General features: G+C 66.4%; 18 protein-coding genes. 8 read left to right on the top strand and 10 right to left on the bottom strand.

The genetic code is table 11. The annotated features are described in order from the left end of the window. Positions 1-124 precede the first annotated feature (124 nt). The gene (locus BLU74_RS01075; RefSeq protein WP_089764176.1) at positions 125-472 is read right to left on the bottom strand and encodes a hypothetical protein; all 348 of its coding nucleotides are present in this window, start codon (positions 470-472) and stop codon (positions 125-127) included. Between the two features lie 106 nt (positions 473-578). On the opposite strand from BLU74_RS01075, the gene hisF reads away from it, so the two are divergent. Continuing rightward, entirely contained in the window at positions 579-1,394 is an 816-nt protein-coding gene (gene hisF, locus BLU74_RS01080; RefSeq protein ID WP_089764178.1) for an imidazole glycerol phosphate synthase subunit HisF, read from the top strand. Positions 1,395-1,424: 30 nt separating this feature from the next. On the opposite strand, the gene BLU74_RS01085 is transcribed toward hisF, so the two are convergent. Together BLU74_RS01085 and BLU74_RS01090 are read right to left on the bottom strand one after the other, a co-directional pair. Next, positions 1,425-1,709, bottom strand: coding sequence for a DNA-directed RNA polymerase subunit L (locus BLU74_RS01085; RefSeq protein ID WP_089764181.1), 285 nt, complete (start codon positions 1,707-1,709; stop codon positions 1,425-1,427). Positions 1,710-1,735: 26 nt separating this feature from the next. After that, a complete protein-coding gene (locus BLU74_RS01090) occupies positions 1,736-2,725 on the bottom strand; it encodes an MBL fold metallo-hydrolase (RefSeq protein ID WP_089764184.1) in 990 nt (329 codons plus the stop codon). 114 nt (positions 2,726-2,839) lie between these two features. Between BLU74_RS01090 and BLU74_RS01095 the strand changes: the two genes are divergently transcribed. Continuing rightward, positions 2,840-3,928, top strand: coding sequence for a DnaJ domain-containing protein (locus BLU74_RS01095; protein ID WP_089764186.1), 1,089 nt, complete (start codon positions 2,840-2,842; stop codon positions 3,926-3,928). Between the two features lie 375 nt (positions 3,929-4,303). On the opposite strand, the gene BLU74_RS01100 is transcribed toward BLU74_RS01095, so the two are convergent. Both BLU74_RS01100 and BLU74_RS01105 read right to left on the bottom strand, forming a co-directional pair. After that, a complete protein-coding gene (locus tag BLU74_RS01100) occupies positions 4,304-4,930 on the bottom strand; it encodes a uracil-DNA glycosylase family protein (protein ID WP_089764189.1) in 627 nt (208 codons plus the stop codon). Between the two features lie 84 nt (positions 4,931-5,014). Further along, positions 5,015-5,488, bottom strand: a complete 474-nt coding sequence (locus BLU74_RS01105; protein WP_089764191.1) for a DUF5793 family protein — start codon at positions 5,486-5,488, stop codon at positions 5,015-5,017. Between the two features lie 172 nt (positions 5,489-5,660). Between BLU74_RS01105 and BLU74_RS01110 the strand changes: the two genes are divergently transcribed. Further along, on the top strand, positions 5,661-6,857 hold the full coding sequence (locus BLU74_RS01110; protein ID WP_089764194.1) for an NAD(P)/FAD-dependent oxidoreductase: 1,197 nt from the start codon (positions 5,661-5,663) through the stop codon (positions 6,855-6,857). Positions 6,858-6,946: 89 nt separating this feature from the next. Here BLU74_RS01110 and BLU74_RS01115 read toward each other — a convergent pair whose 3' ends face one another. Continuing rightward, positions 6,947-7,855 carry a serine/threonine-protein kinase RIO2 gene (locus BLU74_RS01115; protein ID WP_089764197.1) on the bottom strand — a complete coding sequence of 303 codons (909 nt, stop codon included), beginning with the start codon at positions 7,853-7,855 and terminating at the stop codon, positions 6,947-6,949. Between the two features lie 137 nt (positions 7,856-7,992). Here BLU74_RS01115 and BLU74_RS01120 point away from each other — a divergent pair, with 137 nt between their 5' ends. The 4 genes from BLU74_RS01120 (at position 7,993) to BLU74_RS01135 (ending at position 12,010) form a co-directional block, all read left to right on the top strand. Next, on the top strand, positions 7,993-8,811 hold the full coding sequence (locus tag BLU74_RS01120; RefSeq protein ID WP_089764200.1) for a lipoate--protein ligase family protein: 819 nt from the start codon (positions 7,993-7,995) through the stop codon (positions 8,809-8,811). A gap of 101 nt (positions 8,812-8,912) precedes the next feature. Continuing rightward, positions 8,913-9,743, top strand: coding sequence for a deoxyribonuclease IV (locus BLU74_RS01125; RefSeq protein ID WP_089764203.1), 831 nt, complete (start codon positions 8,913-8,915; stop codon positions 9,741-9,743). A 111-nt stretch (positions 9,744-9,854) separates the two neighbouring features. Continuing rightward, entirely contained in the window at positions 9,855-11,144 is a 1,290-nt protein-coding gene (locus BLU74_RS01130; protein WP_175454524.1) for an endonuclease/exonuclease/phosphatase family protein, read from the top strand. A 62-nt stretch (positions 11,145-11,206) separates the two neighbouring features. Beyond that, positions 11,207-12,010, top strand: a complete 804-nt coding sequence (locus tag BLU74_RS01135; RefSeq protein WP_089764210.1) for a class I SAM-dependent methyltransferase — start codon at positions 11,207-11,209, stop codon at positions 12,008-12,010. A 15-nt stretch (positions 12,011-12,025) separates the two neighbouring features. Here the strand turns inward: BLU74_RS01135 and BLU74_RS01140 are convergent, their stop codons facing one another. Continuing rightward, positions 12,026-12,670: a DUF7095 family protein gene (locus BLU74_RS01140; RefSeq protein ID WP_089764212.1), complete on the bottom strand. Its 645-nt coding sequence runs from the start codon at positions 12,668-12,670 to the stop codon at positions 12,026-12,028. Between the two features lie 351 nt (positions 12,671-13,021). Here BLU74_RS01140 and ncsA point away from each other — a divergent pair, with 351 nt between their 5' ends. Next, on the top strand, positions 13,022-13,987 hold the full coding sequence (gene ncsA / locus BLU74_RS01145) for a tRNA 2-thiolation protein NcsA (protein WP_089764215.1): 966 nt from the start codon (positions 13,022-13,024) through the stop codon (positions 13,985-13,987). Positions 13,988-14,170: 183 nt separating this feature from the next. On the opposite strand, the gene ftsZ is transcribed toward ncsA, so the two are convergent. The 3 genes from ftsZ to BLU74_RS01160 form a co-directional block, all read right to left on the bottom strand. Next, positions 14,171-15,373, bottom strand: coding sequence for a cell division protein FtsZ (ftsZ, locus tag BLU74_RS01150; protein ID WP_089764217.1), 1,203 nt, complete (start codon positions 15,371-15,373; stop codon positions 14,171-14,173). Positions 15,374-15,376: 3 nt separating this feature from the next. Then, a complete protein-coding gene (locus BLU74_RS01155) occupies positions 15,377-15,553 on the bottom strand; it encodes a ribbon-helix-helix domain-containing protein (RefSeq protein ID WP_089764219.1) in 177 nt (58 codons plus the stop codon). Between the two features lie 210 nt (positions 15,554-15,763). Continuing rightward, complete coding sequence (locus tag BLU74_RS01160) at positions 15,764-16,330, bottom strand: double zinc ribbon domain-containing protein (RefSeq protein ID WP_089764222.1); 567 nt, start codon at positions 16,328-16,330, stop codon at positions 15,764-15,766. Between the last annotated feature and the right edge of the window lie 87 nt (positions 16,331-16,417).

Genomic DNA, 16,417 nt, shown 5'->3' on the forward strand with positions numbered 1-16,417 from the left:
TCGAGCGAGCCCGGGGGACTCCGCCCGCGACGCGTGGTGTCGCACACCCGCTGGCGCGTCGCGGCCGCGTTCAGCGCACGCGGCGTCTGGCCCCGTCATCGCACAAAAACCATCGCCTCGGGAGTTATGACCGACCGAACAGATCGCTGTCTGTCGGTTTGGTCTGGCGTTTCTGCCGGAGGTAATACAGGAAGAATCCCGAGATGCCCGCCGTGTATGGCGTTACGATGGCGACGCGAGCGACGGCATCGGCCGGCAGCCAGAGCGTGAATCCCGTTACGCCGCCGAGCAGGGTGAGAATCGAGAGGACGATCACGACCGCAAAGATCACTTCGCCGACCCGCATCAGGCGGGGCCTGTACCCCTCGGGCTGGTAACTGCAGACTGGACACCGGGTCGCGTCGGCCGGAATCGACATCCCGCAACGGTCGCAGGGGGCGGTCTCCTCGGTGTCGTCGACGTCGTCCGCCATAGGTGATACACGCCGTTCGACGGAGTTGAGTCGTTCGCCGCGTCCGCCGCTCGAGACCGCCCTTCCGACACCTTTTGATGGCGGGCGTCGTATCCGGACGTATCGTATGACTCTGACGAAGCGGATCATCCCGTGTATCGACGTCGACCTCGACGACGACGGGAATCCGGCGGTCTACACCGGTGTCAACTTCGAGGACCTGAAGTACACCGGCGATCCGGTGGAGATGGCCAAGTTGTACAACGAGGCCGGGGCCGACGAGTTCGTCTTCCTCGACATCACGGCCTCCGCGGCCGGCCGGGAGACGATGCTCGATACCGTCTCCCGGGTCGCCGACGAAGTGTTCATCCCGCTGACGGTTGGGGGTGGCATCCGCACGCGTGAAGACATCAAAGAGACGTTGCGGGCCGGCGCGGACAAAGTCTCGATCAACACCGCGGCGCTCGAACGCCCAGAACTGATCGACGAGGGCGCGCGGGCGTTCGGTTCGCAGTGTATCGTCATCTCCGTCGACGCCAAGCGGCGCTACGACGAGGAGGGCGAATACTACGCCGAGATCGACGGGGAGTCCTGCTGGTTCGAGTGCACGGTGAAAGGCGGCCGCGAGGGGACCGGCGTCGACGTCGTCGAGTGGGCCACCGAGGCCGAATCCCGCGGAGCGGGCGAACTGTTCGTCAACTCCATCGACGCCGACGGGACGAAAGAGGGGTACGATATCCCGTTGACGAAGGCGGTCTGTGACGCCGTCTCGACGCCCGTCATCGCCTCCTCGGGTTGTGGCGGGCCCGAAGATATGTACGACGTGTTCACCGAAGCGGGCGCCGATGCGGGGTTGGCGGCGTCGATCTTCCACTTCGACGAGTACAGTATCGAAGAGACGAAGCAGTACCTCGACGAGCACGGCGTGCCGGTCCGACTGTAGCGCGAGCGCGGATCGGGCCCCGAACCGACGCTACTGTGCGGCCTCGAAGGCCGCGGAGAAGTCCTCGACCGTCGTCTGCACGTGCTGAGACGCGTCGCCGAGTGCGTCGAGCGGATCGACGCCCGACTCGGTCTTGATCGAGAGGATCGGTTCGGTCTGTCCGCCCGACTGCTCGGGGTTCACGTCGTAGGTCGCGGCGGCGACGCCTTCAGTTTCTAAGAGCGCGCCCTTGATCACGTTCATAAAGGTGTGATCCTCGCCGGCGACCTCGATGCGGAGTTCCTCGTCGGTCTTGTCGATGACCCGCAGTTCCATACCGTCTTCTTTCCGGCGACGGCGTTTCAGTATTTCGTATTCGGGAACAGGGCGTCGACGTCGGGATCGGTGTCGACCAGTCGGTACTCGAAGTCCTCGCGTTCGACCGCCCCGACGCGTTCGAGGTGATCTAAGTGGGCGTACGCCTCACCCGGTCCGTGGAGAATGTGGATGTGCTCAAGTTCTCCGAAGAGGTGCGCACTGACCGTCCAGGCGTCGGCGGGGCCGTGTTCCTGGAGGGTCTCGACGACGCGGCGGGTGCGGTCGTAGTGGTGATCGCGGATGACCTCGATTCGCGCCGCGGGATCCTCGATCGGATCGCGGTGGCCCGGCCACGCGGTCTCGAGGTCGTGACTCGCCAGGCGGTCGAGGCTCTCGAGGTACGTCGCCAGGGGTTCGTCGACGCGGAGGTCCGCGCCGCCGATGTTCGGCGTGTACTCCGGCAGGATGACGTCCCCGACGAACGCCGAGTGGCCGCCGTCTTCGGTCTCGAATGCGAACGCGATGTGGCCCGCGGCGTGTCCGGGGAGGTGACGAACCGTCAGTTCGCCGTCGCCCGCACGGATCTGATCACCGTCGGCGAGCGTCTGCACGTCGACGGGGTCGCCGGCGACGCCCTGGAAATCCGACTGGACGCCTAAGAGGACCTCGCGCTTGTCCGGCGGGATCCCCCACTCGCTGAACCGGCGATCCCGGAGTTCGTCGAGCGCCTCGGCGGTCTCGTCGTCGCCGGCGATCAGCGAGGCGTCCATCTCGTGAGCGAAGACGTCCGCGCCCGACTCCGCCTGGAGTTCACCCGCGAGGCCACAGTGATCTGAGTGCCAGTGGGTCAGCAGGATGCGATCGATGTCGGTCACCGCCACGCCGGCCGAGTTGAGACCGGCTTCTAAGTCGCTGCGGACGGACTCCGTCGACGCGCCGACGTCGACGAGCGTCGTCAGGTCGCCCTCGAGGAGGTAGGCGTTGTTCTCGCCCTCGAACACGGAGTTGCCGAGCGCGATGCGTGTGAAATCCATACACAGAGGACCCGGGCGAACGACTATGAGGGTTACCATCCCGGCGAGAGGGAGCGGGCCGCGACGCCCGTCGGTACATTCAATTCGGTCGGTGTCAAACTCCGCCCGAAGAGGATGGACGACTTCTACGAACTGCTCGGCGTCTCGGAAGACGCCTCTGCCGAGGAGATCGACCGAGCGTGGCGAGAGCGCGTCCGCCGGTATCATCCGGACGTCAACGACGACGCGCGAGCCACCGCGCAGTTCAAGACGCTCAAAGCGGCCCACGAGGTCCTCAGTGCGGAGGAAAAGCGGGCGGCGTACGACCGTATGGGCCACGCGAAGTACGTCCGCAAGCGCCTCGACGGCCTGCCGACGGCCGGACAGCCGGGGCCGGACGCAGCGGACGACGAGACGGACGGAGAGGAGTCGACCCGGAGCGGCGACCGATCGTCGACCGATCGGCGGAGTGCGACAGGGACCGGGCGGAGCCGAAGCGGACGTTCGTCGAGCAGTCGATCGGGCTCCACGCGTCGTTCCGACTCGACGGGATCCGCGACGAGCGATCGAACGCGGTCGTCGTCACGAACGAGCGCGAACGGCCAGAGCACGTCGCGGACCCGACAGACCGAGTCACAGAGCCGATCGAGTCGGCGCACGCGAAACACCCAGCGCACCGAGCGCAATCGGCGCGCGCAGTCGACGACCGACAGCGGGGACTCTGCGGCCGACGCCGGAGCGAGTCGCGAAACAGCAGCGACGGCGCGGCGCGGGCTCTCTCGACTCCAGTACGCCTGGATCAGCGTGGTGTTGGCCGGGGCGATCTACCTGGCCGGGCTCTGGCAGTATCTCGCCGCGAACGCGGGAGCGCTCGGGACGCTCCGTCCGGCGGTCGTCTCCGACCCGGTCAGTGCGTTGGCCGCCACCGGGGCCCTGACGCCGCCCGGGACGTTCGCCCTCCGGGCCGTATCGGGTATGGCAACGACGACGCTGTTGTTTCCGATCGGATCGGTCGTCCTCGCTATCGCGTTCGTCGCCGTCGTCGTCGCCGTCGGCCGGGGGTCAGCGTATCTCTACGCAGTGGCCGGATTGGCGCCGCTGGCCGGGCTGGCTGTCGGCCCGGTGGCCCTGCTTCCGACTGGGGCCGTCCTGGCGCTCGTCGTCGTGCTCCCGGTCGGCGGGACGGTCCTGTTTGCACTCGACGTGGGACGCTACGTGACGTGACTGACAGAAGACCGACGCGGTCGTCGGGGTGCTCGCTCGAAAGGAAGGGGACCGCAGTGTGCGGTCCGTGACTGACCAAGCCACTGCGAAGAGCACCAGTCTCGCAGGTCCTTACCTGACGCGCCCGGTATCGACCACGCGCGTCATTTTTGATTTCCGCGTTTGTAGTGAAAAGCTCTGTGATTGGACCAATATCGGCCGTCCTTCACCAAACGACTACGTGAATTAGAATACTTCTCGGTGTATTGGTTCAATAAATGAAAAATTTGTTTCTCTGCGGCGCAGCGGTGTACGTTCTCGATATGTCTCGGTCAATTGTTGCAAAATGAACAAAAAATGCTGTAGAATCGGTTCTCCCGGTGACTCAGCGCGAAATCACCGGACGAGGTAGGGATCGTTCCCGGCACCGAAGCGCCCGAGATCGGCCTCGCGCCGGTAGTCAGTCGACGTGAGCGTCTCGAGACCGTCGACGAGACGGCCGGGATGTGTCTCGTCCCACGTCGCGGGCTCTGCGATCGGGACGACGAGGAAGCCGCTGCCCCGGATCTCCGTCCCGTGGAGCGCGTCCATATCGACGGTCGTCTTCCGCGCCTGTGCGGTGTAGGTTTCGAGCACGTGTCTCGTCGCCCGCTCGCCGACCGGGAGGAGGACGTGCGCGGCGATCGCCCGGAGTTCGGCGTCGAAGAACCGTTCGAGGTCGTCGTACGACGACTGCGAGGGCTCACCGTCGCCGGCGCACAGGTGCAGATACGAGAGAAACGTCTGTTTCGGGTTCGGACGGTCGCCCACGGACTCTAAGAGACCGGCTTCGGCCAGGGCCGCCTGGAGCCGACGGCCCGCGTCGTTGGTGAACGGAACGCCGGTGTCGAGGCCGCCGTGGCGTTCCGGGCGGTCACCGACGACGTGAAAATCCGCGTTCGCGTCGCCGTACCCGGGGACGAATCGCTCACAGGGGGGCCGCATATCGAAGGGGTTGCTCGTCCGGTCTGTGACGTTCTTCACGGGTGAACCCTCACAGCGAGTCGGAGAAAACTGAACCGATTCGACGCCCGAATCGTGGTCACGGCTCGACGCGTACCCCCGCCGTCACAGTTCGACGCCGGAGGGGATCAGGCTGTGCGATCGAAGGAGATTGCCGTCGGCGTCGTACACCAGGAACGTCTGTTTCTCGTAGGTGACGACCTCATCGCCGTCCATCGTGACCTCGACGCGGTAGCGCCCGTCGTTCACCTCGGCGTCGTGACCGTACTCGCGAGCGGCGCGGATGAACGTGAGTACGTCGTCTGCGTCCTCGTTGAGTTCGAGGACGAAGTCGCCAGTGATGCGATTCGTGACACTGACGACGCCCGTCGCGTCCGGTTCGTCCAGTGAGTTCTGCAGCCTGAACGCGACGTCTGTCTCGCTCGCGTCGAGATATGTTCCACTGGGATCTGAGAGCCGGCGGTCCAGTTCCTCGCTCGGTCCGTGGAAGGCGATCCGGACCAAGGGCTTGCTCGGGTCGCCGTCGTCGTCGACCCAGGAGATGTTTTCTACGTCCAACTCGAAGTAATCCCGCCTCATTCCGTACGTTCTGCTTGGACGTCATCGGGTATGAACGTAACGCCCGCGTCAGACAGTAGTCGGGTCGTTCGATCGAATTTCTGCGGGTCCGACCGGCGTCACCAAGCTGGGCCGTCACGCGGGGGCCGCTGACTCCGATAGGATATTTTGCCACGACTCCTTCGAATCCGGTATGGTCGAGCGATCGATCGCCGTTGTCGGCGGTGCAGTTGCGGGACTCGCTGCTGCGGACCGGCTCGCGTCGGCGGCCGACGTAACGCTCTTCGAGCGGCAATCGTACGACGACAAGCGCGTCAACTGCGGGGAAGCGATCAACGATACGTCGTTGATCCCGCTGGCGAAGACGCCCGAGAACGGGTTTCTGAACGACGTCGACGGCTTCGAGTTGCGCGTGTTCGAGGGGCGAGAACACGGACCGAACGCGCCGCCGCTCGGGACCTCGCTGATCCGGTGCCCGCCGGGATACATCACCGACCGGGACGTCGTCGAACGGACGTGGGCCGAGAAGGTCGCCGCCGACGGCGTGGACGTCAAAGAGAACGCGGCCGTCGGGCCGGACCGGTTCCGCGAACTGTGTCGGTCACACGACTACGTGATCGATGCCACCGGACAACCGGCGCTGTCGATGCGAGCGTTCGGCGATCTGGACGCGTACACGGGTGAGATCGTCGCCGTGAACGCCGACGTGGATGGCGACTTCGGCTCGATCGCGTCGTCTCCACAGATTTTCTTCGAGGGATACGTCGGGTACGCGTGGCTCTTTCCGAAGTCCGAGACGCGGGCGAACGTCGGCATCGGCTGGGCGGGCGAGGAGCGTCCAGACGAGTACTACGCCGCGCTCGAAGGGGCGTGCCGCCGGAACGGCCTCCCCGTTCCCGATCGCTCGGAGACGAACATCTACACCATCCCGCGCGGGCCGAGTCTGGATCCGGCGGCGACCTACCGCGCGGGCAAGAACGTCGTCCTCGTCGGCGACGCGGCCGGGATCGCCAATCGGTATCAGGGTGAGGGGATCTGCCAGGCGATCCGTTCGTCGTCCCTCGCCGCCGAAGCGATCCTCGAGGACCGCCCCGAGACCTATCCCGACCGCCTCTACGAGCTGATGCAGTCGGAGTACCGACTGGCCCACCTGATGCGGGGGGCCTGGGTCGAACATGGCGATCCGCGACTCCTCGCCAGGGTGGCCGAGGCACTCGACGGCCTGACCGTCGACGACATCACGCGCTCGCCGGGACGCGTCGCCGCCCGCCTCGCCCGACACCCGGTGACGGCGTCTCGGCTGTTAGCCGACGCCGGAATGCGCCAGCGACTCGTGGACGCCTATACCGACTCCTGGGAGTACACTCGGGGACCGCACCCCGCGGATTGACCGTTCGATATCGCTGTATACGATTTATTTCGGTGAGACGCAGTGCGGTCTCGAACGATGGAACTCGCACAGAAACCGTCGTCAGCGACTCACGAAGCGTGATTCCGAACGGACTCGAAGTCGCCGGCCGCGACGCTGTCGTTGACGCTTTCGACGTCGACGTCCGGGAGGTTTCGCGGGTACTTTCGATTGAAGTACGAGAGGAGGTTCTCGACGTCGCGATCTAAGAGTTCGCGGGCGTTCTCGTGATCGGTCGGGACCGACTGCGGCCAGTCGAAGACCGTCACCCCGGACTCGCTGATCGCGACGTTGTACTCGCTCATGTCGGCGTGGACGTAGCCGATGTCGTACGCGGTCGCGATCTCCTGGAGGATGAGATCGAGGACGCCAGTGACCTGTTCGTCCGGGAGTTTCGCGCGGTCCAGTTCGACGCCGTCGAACTTCGCCATCACGATTGCGTGCCGATTGTGATCGATCGGACGGGGCACCGAGACGTCCGGATAGAGGGATTCGAGGGCCTCGTGTTCACGCTCTGCGGCCTTCCGAGCGGTGTAGAGCCACGAGACGTGTTGGTTGTCCGATGTGTAATCCCGCTCGCGCATCACCTCGCGAAAGTTCGTGTAGCCCTCGCGGTGGAACTTCAGCGCCAGCGGTTGGTACGACTGCACCTCGAACACGTCGCTCTCCTTGCCGACGCCCAGCGGTGCACCGACGCCTTCGATGGTGTCTCGCTCGGAGAACGTCCGGAGCGCGAGGGCGTCGTAGCCCTCAGCCGTCAGGGTGTAGCCCTCGTACTGGATGGTCTTCCGTTCGATCAGGCCCCGTGTCGCACAGCGGTCCAGTCGGTAGTCGACCTCCTCTGCGGTGAGATTCGAGAGGTCCGGGAGCTTCCCGCGGTTCACCCACTCGGAGAACCGCATCCCCTGCTCGACGCCGGAGAGGAGATAGAAGTCCTCGGGTTCGAGTTCTGCCATCACGCCGGCGACGTTCCGCACCATACCGGAGGGAGGAAAGCGACGTGTAAAAGGCTCGCGAGTCGGTTCGTCCGCTGATATAGTGTATGATGCGATATGAAATTGGAACACGGGCGACGCAACGACGAAACCGCTTTGCCGCGGCAGGCGTAGCCTGCGGTATGAGCGACAACGACGGCGGGCCCCTCGCTGACGCGGAGTGGCGACTCATCAGGGAGGAGGCTCGCGACGGGCCGATGCAGATGGCACTCGACGAGGTGGCCGCCGAAACTGCTGCCGACGGCGGCCCGCGGACGGTCCGCGTCTATCGGTGGGATCCCAGTACGCTCTCGCTCGGATACGGACAGGACCCCGACACGGTCGACTGGGACCGCTGTGCGGCCGAGGGGGTGTCGGTGACCCGGCGGCAGACCGGCGGCGGCGGCATCTACCACGACGTCGATGGCGACGTCTCCTACTCGATCGTCGCGCCGAAGCGCGAACTGCCCGGCGACCTCCTCGACGCCTACCACCTCCTGTGCGAACCGATCCTGGCGGCGTTCCGGGCGGTCGGGATCGACGCGGACTACGTCTCAGAGTCAGTCGAAGCGATCTGGTCGCCCGCGTGCTACCTCCGGGAACTCCACCCGGCCCACGACATCGTCGCCGAGGGTCGGAAGATCAGCGGCAACGCCCAGTACCGGCAGCAGGATGCGGTCGTTCAGCACGGATCGCTCACGTACACGGTGAAGGCGGCCGAGCACCTCGCGACGTTCGCCGGCCACGACGTCGACCCGGACCGGTTTCGGGACCGGGTCGTCGGCGTCGACGAACTGACAGACGTGTCCCGCGCCGAACTCGTCGAGGCGGTCGAGGACGCCCTGGCGACGTGGGCGGACGCCGCCGACGGATCGTGGACCGACGACGAACTCGCGCGTGCCCGTGAGCGCGCGGAAGAGAAGTACAGAAGCGAGGGGTGGATTCGCCGGCGAACCGAGTGACGTCGTTCGGCGGGAGGGCGGGACGGACCCGCTCGGAGTGCCGGTCCCCGACCGCCGCCGCGACCCGAAGTCGCTTTACTCCCGGCGTGCCAGCGGCCAGTATGCGCGTAGGAGCACACGAGTCGATCGCCGGGGGCGTCGCGAACGCCGTCGATCGACAGCTCGACGACGGTGGCAACTGCGGACAGATTTTCACGCACTCGCCGCAGGTCTGGCAGAACCCCGACATCGCTGACGACGACGCGGCGGCCTTCCGCGAGCGGTCGACAGACCACGACGTCGGCCCGTGGGTCATCCACTCGTCGTATCTCGTGAACCTCTGCACGCCGAAAGACGACCTCCGTGCGAAGTCGATCGATTCGATGCAGCGCGAGGTCGACGCGGCCGCCAAACTCGACATTCCGTACGTGAACGTCCACCTGGGGGCACACACCGGCGCGGGCGAGCAGCAGGGTCTCGACAACGCCGTCTCGGCGCTGAACGAACTCGACGTTCCCGATGGCGTCACCGTGCTCGTCGAATCCGACGCCGGGTCCGGAACGAAGTTGGGCGACGACTTCGCCCACCTCGGCTACGTCCTCGAAGAGAGTACCCAGGACCTCGAAGTCTGTCTCGACACGGCCCACGCCTTCGCGGCGGGCTACGACCTCTCGAGCGCCGAGGGGGTCGACGAGACGATCGAGGCGCTCGATGCCGAGGTCGGCGTCGAGAACCTCGCGTGCGTCCACCTCAACGACTCGAAGCACGAGTGCGGGACCAACAAAGACGAGCACGCCCACATCGGTGAGGGGCTGATCGGCGAGGCGGGGATGACCGCGTTCGTGAACCACGAGGCGATCCGCGACGCCCCGCTCGTGCTGGAGACGCCGAACGAAGACGGCAAGGGGTTCGCCTGGAACATCGACCGCGTCCACGAGCTCCGTGAGTCGTAAGCGGCGCGTTCTTCAGCGGCCGGCCGATAGCGGTCCCTAACAGTGGACAAGCGTGATTTCTCACCTCGGGCGCGGCCGTCGCGCCGGGCTGTCGTGCGCGGAAGCGCCAGCGTGCTCGGAACGCTCGGCGCTGGGGCATCGCTTCGTGGTGTCGAGACGGCGGCCGCGACAGCGACGCCCGAGCGCGATGCCGACGGGACGGCGCTCACGACGACGGTCGCTACGCAGAACCTCGGGCTGGGCGCGGACTTCCTCTCGATCGCGAGAGACGACAGCGACGCGCCGATCCCCGAGCGGGTTGGCGACCTCTACGACACCGTCCGCGCGAGCGATCCGCGCGCGCGGATGACCGCCATCGCGGACGAACTCGCAGGCCTCTCGCCGACCGTGCTCGGTGTGCAAGAGGCCGCAGTCGTCCGCCGCGGGCCACGCTCCGGTGGGGATCCGACCGACCCCGACGCCGGGACCGTTGTCTTCGACTTCCTCGCGATCCTCCGCGACGCGCTGGCCGACCGGGACGTCCCGTACCGCCTGGTCGCAGCGACGACGAACACGGATCTGGAGCTCCCGGCTCGGGTCGACGGCGAGCGGATCGACGTCAGGCTCACCGACCGCGACGCCGTGCTCGTCCGGGCCGACGCCGACGTCGCGGTCGAATCGACGGCGGGCGCGACCTACGACGCCTCGCTGACGCTGCCGGTCGGCGGCGACCGGACGGTCGAGATCGAGCGCGGGTACGCGCGAGCGGACCTCCGCATCGAGGGCGCGTCGGCGACGATCCTGAACACGCACCTGGCGTCCGGTCTCGCGGACGTCCGGACGGCACAGGCGCGGGAACTCGCCGCGACAGTCGAGTCGCTGTCCGGGCCGCTGGTCGTTCTGGGCGACCTCAACGACGAGCCGAGCCGGACCGGAGAAACGCCGACGCCTGACGGAAGTGACAGCGCCGACGCGGGGGCATACGGACTTCTGACCGAGGGGCTCACCGACGCCCCCCGAGCGGCGGGGGCCACAGGCGGTACGTGTTGTCGGCCTTCGGCGCTCCGCCCGCCAGACGAGGACGGCCTCTCTCAGCGCATCGACCACGTCCTCGTCCGCGGGCTCCGAGCGCCGAGCGCCGAGCGGTTCGCCGTCGATCCGATCGAGGGAGCGAGCGACGGGTCGGGGCTGTTCCCCTCCGATCACGCCGGGGTGCGGGTCGGCCTGACGTCGGCGCCGGCGACGCCCTCGACGTCGACGACGGACACGCCCGATCCGCGGACGACCGACGACGCGACGACTGACGCGGAGCCGGAGGCGTCGACCACCGCGACCAGCACGCCCGGCTTCGGTCCGCTGTCCGCGCTGGTGGCCGTCGTCAGCCTCGGTGTCGCGTCGATCCGCCGACTGGGTGGCGACTGAGGGAGAGGGAGAAGAGGCGCGGAATCGACCTGCTTTTGAGCGCGCCCGAAGAACGCTCGTCCGTGCGACGATTCTCGCCGGAGTACCTGCGTCGGACCCGCGAGGGGATGTGGGCGGACTCCCGCGCGGCGCTCGCGCCGCTCTCGCTCGACGGCCGGGAGCGGATTCTCGACGCGGGGGCGGGCACCGGCGAACTCGCTCGCGTCCTGACCGCCGAGTCGCCGGCGGAGGTGGTGTGTCTCGACGCCGACCCCGGGCTGTTGTCGGTTGCACGCGAAGAGACCGACCTCGACGTGGTCGCCGGCGACGCGGTCCGGCCGCCGTTTCCCGACGACGCCTTCGATCTGGTGGTCTGTCAGGCGCTCTTGGTCAATCTTCCCGACCCGACGGCGGCGCTCCGGGCCTTCGGATCGCTCTCGCGTGACGCCGTGGCCGCCATCGAACCCGACAACGCCGACGTGGGGGTCGATTCGACCGTCGAGGCGGAAGTCACCCTCGAGCGGCAGGTCCGCGAGGCCTACATCGAGGGCGTCGAGACCGATGTCGCGATGGGCGACCGTCTCGTGTCGGCGTTCCGCACGGTGGGGCTGGAGTCGATCGAGACGCGGCGGTACTACCACCGGAAGGTCGTCGAACCCCCCTACGAGGAGGCGTCGCTGTCGGCCGCCGCACGGAAGGCCAGCGGGGCGGGACTGGCGGATCACGAGACCGAACTCCGCCGCGTGCTCTCCGCCGAGGAGTACGACGCCCTCCGGCGGGAGTGGCGCGAGATGGGCCGAGCCGTCGTCGAAGCGATGCAGGAAGAGACGTATCGGCGCGCCGAGGTGGTGCCGTTCGACGTCGTCGTGGGTCGCGTCCCGGGCTGACCGGCGGAGTCCCCCTCAGACGACGTCGCCGCGGACGGTGCGTCCCGACTGCGACGCCCGGTACGCTCTGATGGCGTCGGCGGCCTCGGCGGCGGTGTCGTCGTCGAGGCCGAGCATCGACAGCGACTCCGGGAGCGTCGGGAAGACGAGTTCACCGTCGCGCAGTTTCTGGAGCGCCGACTCCGAGCGCTGCTCCTCGGCGTAGAGGCAGACGCCGCGGGGGTCGAGGATCTGCTCGTAGGCGTCGCGGTCGATCGCGCTCTTCAGACGCTGTCGGACGTTGTCCTCGAACGACGCGTTGCAGACTTCGAGGTGGATGGGTTCGTCGCCGTCGAGCAGATGCGCCGCGAGGCACTTCTCGGGCGCTGCGTGCCCGCTGGCGTTGGTCCGGATGCGGTCGGGATACGCTTCGGCCCACGCCGCAGAGACGCTGCGACCGATCCCCTTCACCCCGTGTTCGGTCTCGAAGCGCGCTGCGGCGTCGGCGTCGCCCCGGAGCAGGAGGTCCTTCGTGACGTAGACGTCGAGCCGCTCGATCGGGTCGAGGCCGAGCGCGACGTCGCCGTAAACCCAGACCTCTCGAACGGGGACCGGCATCGGGTCGTTCTCCACGGCGTCGAGAACGGCTTCGATCCGGGCCAGCGCGCGATCTCGTTCCATACACGGGATGGGAGGAGGACGACCGAATGTGTTTCGACGACGACACGGCACCTGTCAGTCGATGCTGAAGCTCCCACGCGGCAGCGACCCGTGAGAGAACCCACCGCACTTCCGGAGGAATTTTGAATGCGGTCGTTCTACCACCGAATGGCACCTCTGGGGTGTCGATCGATCGGTCATCGTACGGTGACCACTCGGGGTAACGCTACCCTAGGGTGCCGTTCCCCCCATCCCCCCTCTCCCTTCGACACGCGTACCCCGTTTGTGACGGTGGCGCTCGCCGAGCACCGCGGCCGTGTGCGACACCCTGAGACGAAACCCGTATCCTCTCCCGCCGCCAACGGCGGACCGATGGAGTGCGACAAGTGCGGCCGCGACGCCGTAATGCACGCGGGTTACTCCGGAGCGCATCTGTGCGAAGAGCACTTCTGTGCCTCCGTCGAGAAGCGCGTTCGTCGCCGGATCCGCCGCGACAGCCTCGTCCCGCGAGATGCCTCGCCGGACGACCCCGAGCGCTGGGTCGTCGGACTCTCCGGCGGGAAAGACAGCGTCGTGCTCACGCATATCCTCGACGAGACGTTCGGCCGCGATCCCCGGATCGAGATCCTCGCGCTGACGATCCACGAGGGCATCGAGGGGTACCGCGACGAGAGCGTCGACGCCTGCGTCGAACTCGCCGCCGACCTCGACCTCCGCCACGAACTCGTCTCGTACGAAGACGAATTCGGCGTCCGGATGGACGACGTCGTCGAGGACGACCCCGAGGGGATGGCCGCCTGCGCGTACTGCGGGGTGTTTCGGCGCGATCTCCTCGAGTCGTACGCCGCGGAGTTCGATGCGGACATTATGCTCACCGGTCACAACCTCGACGACGAGGCCCAGACCGCGCTGATGAACATCCTCGAAGGCGACGTCGAGCAGATGGCCAAACACTTCGACGCGAGTCTCGGCCCGTTCGACGAGCGTCACGACTCCGAGCAGTTCGTCCCCCGGGCGAAGCCGCTCCGCGACGTCCCCGAGAAGGAGGTGGCGCTGTACGCGCACCTGAAAGAGTTGCCGGCGCACATCACCGAGTGTCCGCACTCCTCGGAGGCGTTCCGCGGCGAGATCCAGGACCTCTTGCTCTCGCTCGAAGAGGCCCACCCGGGAACGAGGCATTCGATCATCTCGGGGTACGAGGAACTGGCGTCGATGGCAGCCGAGCGCTACCGCGGGGCGTCCACACCGGACCTCGCCGAGTGCGAGCGCTGCGGGTCGCAGACGACGAGAGACGTCTGTCGGAAGTGCCGGCTGTTGGAGTCACTGGAAGCGGCGTAGTCTCGCCGGCGGTGGCGACGGTGCCTGCCCGGCTCTGTGAGCGATCGTGCCAGGGAGTGAGCCAGAGCGGGCGCTACGGGAGCAGGCGACAACCGAAAACCGTGGACGAAACGCGAATGACTGGAGACTGCGGGAGACGCACCGGCGGTCAACACGGTGCGGTCGGGTCTGTCTGAGGCGCGACTATCGAATGACGTCGACGCCGTGCTGTGTTTCGCGCTGTTCTTTGCCGCCATCGGACTGCCAGGAACCGCCGGTCGCAGTCGATCCGGAGGAGGTTCCCCCCTGCGCGAACTCGGCGTTCTCACTCGCGTCGAACTCCGAAGCTTCCAGGCTCTCTCTTGAGCGATCGGCCTGCTTCTGCGTCGACGGGCCGAGCACCTGTGCGGACTGGACGCCGGTCATAATCGCCATCACGCGGACTTTCCCCTTGTACTCGTCACGGATGCGAGCGCCCCAGATGACGTTCGCGCGCGCCTCGAGGCGCTCGGTGATGTTGTTGGCGATGCCCTCGGCCTCTTTCAGTGTGAGGTCGGGGCCGCCAGTGATGTGAACCAGGCCGCCGGAGGCGCCGCGGTAATCGACGTCCAGCAGCGGGTGGTTCATCGCGTCGTTGACGACTTCCTGCGTCTTGTTCTTGTCCTGGGTCTGACCGACGAGCATCACCGCGACGCCGCCCTGGTCCATAATCGTGGACATGTCCGCGTAGTCCAGGTTGATGAGCGAGGGCTGGGTGATGGTCTCGGAGATTCCCTTTACCGTCTCGGCGATGATCTGATCCATCACCGAGAACGCCTTCCCGATCGGGAGGTTGGGGACGTAATCGAGCAGGCGGTTGTTGTCGAGGACGATGATCGAGTCGGCTTCGTTGCGAAGCTTCTCGAGTCCTTCCTCGGCTTTGACCGTCCGCGCGCGCTCGACGTTGAACGGCGTCGAGACCATCCCGACGACGATCGCGCCCTGTTCTTTCGCGATCTTCGAGACGACGGGGGCCGCACCGGTGCCGGTGCCGCCGCCCATCCCCGCGGTGACGAAGACCAGGTCGGCCTCGCCGAGGACTTCCTTGATCGTCCCCTGGGCCATCTCGGTCGCCCGCTCACCCATCGAGGGATCGCCGCCGGCACCGAGTCCCTGCGTCAGCGATTTGCCGACGAGGATCTTCGTGTCCGCCTCGACCATCTTGAGGTGCTGCTTGTCGGTGTTGATCGCCACCGTGTCAGCGCCCTCGACGCCGATGTTGTAGAGACGATTGACGGTGTTGTTTCCGGCGCCACCGCAACCGACGATGACGATGCGGGGACTCCCGAACTCGTCGCCGTCTGGGCTGTCGGCGGCGTCGCGTTCCTCCTCGTCGCGTTCCATCGCCTCTCTGACAATGTCCTGCATCGTTTACACCTTGGCCCAGTGCTTGGTCGGTGAGTCGCGGTTCTCCGGCTGCTGTTCGTTGAGCATCTCGCGGACGGCCGAGCGAATGGCTTCGGACCGGTTCGGGAACTCCCCGGTCTCGACCATCTGTTCGACCTCCTCGATCTGCTGCTTCGGAATTCGTAGTGTCACACGCTCCATTGTTGCATTCCCCCGGTAAGACGGCGCGCACACCCTGTGCGAACGTCTTACATCCACGAAAACGGAAGCCAGAGGGCATCTCGCCCGCTTCCGTCGGTTCTGTAAGACGACCGTCTTACGCGAGAGTTACCACAGACTGATACGTTATAAATGTACCGACGGTCGTAAGACAAAGCCGTGAAACGAACGTATACAGGCGTTTCAGCGCGTTTACGTTCGTTCGAGCACGTCGGCCGCAGAGGTTCGCCGGCCGCAGCTGGGGCAGAACGCCCAGTCGGAGCGGAGTTCGTCGCCGCATTCGCAGAACACGCGGTGGGAGGCCTTTTCACCGCAGTTCGGGCAGTAAACGTGGTCAGAGCCCACGTTTTCGCCACATTTGTCACACGTCTTCTCGTGTCCCTCGCGCGCGTCCACGTCGAGCTCGTCGCGTGTCTTACGCTCAGCCGAGTCGACCCCACGGGCTTCAACGCCGTCGTTTTCGACCGTTTCGGATGTTTGCGCGCCGTCTACAGTGACGTTGACGTTCAGGTCGCGCGCAGGACGCGGACGCTCACGTCCGACGAGTTCGTCGAGTCGTTCGGTTACGAGTTCGTCCACGCGTTCACGGATGACGTCGTCGACGGTGTCAGACGTGGTCGGGGCGTCCGCAGACACCTCACGGTCCGCGCCGTCGAGGTACGTGCGCAGCGCGTCGCGCATCGCCTCGCTCTTGGAGGTCTCCAGCGCCTCCAACCGCTCGACGAGATCGTCGTCGGCACGGAACGTGATCTTACTCATCGGTTCAACATATGTGACACAGTATTTGAATCTTCCTTCGTGTCTGACGGCTGTCTGTCGCTCCGCGGACGCCGGCAAATTCAAGTC

It is taken from the genome of Halobellus clavatus, from assembly GCF_900107195.1.
Classification (GTDB): Archaea; Halobacteriota; Halobacteria; order Halobacteriales; family Haloferacaceae; genus Haloquadratum; species Haloquadratum clavatum.

Excerpts from the sequence above, each read along its gene's own strand:
- BLU74_RS01160 (WP_089764222.1), bottom strand. The coding sequence starts at position 16,330 with ATGAGTAAGATCACGTTCCGTGCCGACGACGATCTCGTCGAGCGGTTG.
- BLU74_RS01105 (WP_089764191.1), bottom strand. The coding sequence starts at position 5,488 with ATGAGGCGGGATTACTTCGAGTTGGACGTAGAAAACATCTCCTGGGTC.
- BLU74_RS01095 (WP_089764186.1), top strand. The coding sequence starts at position 2,840 with ATGGACGACTTCTACGAACTGCTCGGCGTCTCGGAAGACGCCTCTGCC.
- BLU74_RS01120 (WP_089764200.1), top strand. The coding sequence starts at position 7,993 with ATGAGCGACAACGACGGCGGGCCCCTCGCTGACGCGGAGTGGCGACTC.
- BLU74_RS01115 (WP_089764197.1), bottom strand. The coding sequence starts at position 7,855 with ATGGTGCGGAACGTCGCCGGCGTGATGGCAGAACTCGAACCCGAGGAC.
- BLU74_RS01110 (WP_089764194.1), top strand. The coding sequence starts at position 5,661 with ATGGTCGAGCGATCGATCGCCGTTGTCGGCGGTGCAGTTGCGGGACTC.
- ncsA (WP_089764215.1), top strand. The coding sequence starts at position 13,022 with ATGGAGTGCGACAAGTGCGGCCGCGACGCCGTAATGCACGCGGGTTAC.
- BLU74_RS01075 (WP_089764176.1), bottom strand. The coding sequence starts at position 472 with ATGGCGGACGACGTCGACGACACCGAGGAGACCGCCCCCTGCGACCGT.
- BLU74_RS01090 (WP_089764184.1), bottom strand. The coding sequence starts at position 2,725 with ATGGATTTCACACGCATCGCGCTCGGCAACTCCGTGTTCGAGGGCGAG.
- BLU74_RS01155 (WP_089764219.1), bottom strand. The coding sequence starts at position 15,553 with ATGGAGCGTGTGACACTACGAATTCCGAAGCAGCAGATCGAGGAGGTC.
- BLU74_RS01085 (WP_089764181.1), bottom strand. The coding sequence starts at position 1,709 with ATGGAACTGCGGGTCATCGACAAGACCGACGAGGAACTCCGCATCGAG.
- ftsZ (WP_089764217.1), bottom strand. The coding sequence starts at position 15,373 with ATGCAGGACATTGTCAGAGAGGCGATGGAACGCGACGAGGAGGAACGC.
- BLU74_RS01125 (WP_089764203.1), top strand. The coding sequence starts at position 8,913 with ATGCGCGTAGGAGCACACGAGTCGATCGCCGGGGGCGTCGCGAACGCC.
- hisF (WP_089764178.1), top strand. The coding sequence starts at position 579 with ATGACTCTGACGAAGCGGATCATCCCGTGTATCGACGTCGACCTCGAC.
- BLU74_RS01140 (WP_089764212.1), bottom strand. The coding sequence starts at position 12,670 with ATGGAACGAGATCGCGCGCTGGCCCGGATCGAAGCCGTTCTCGACGCC.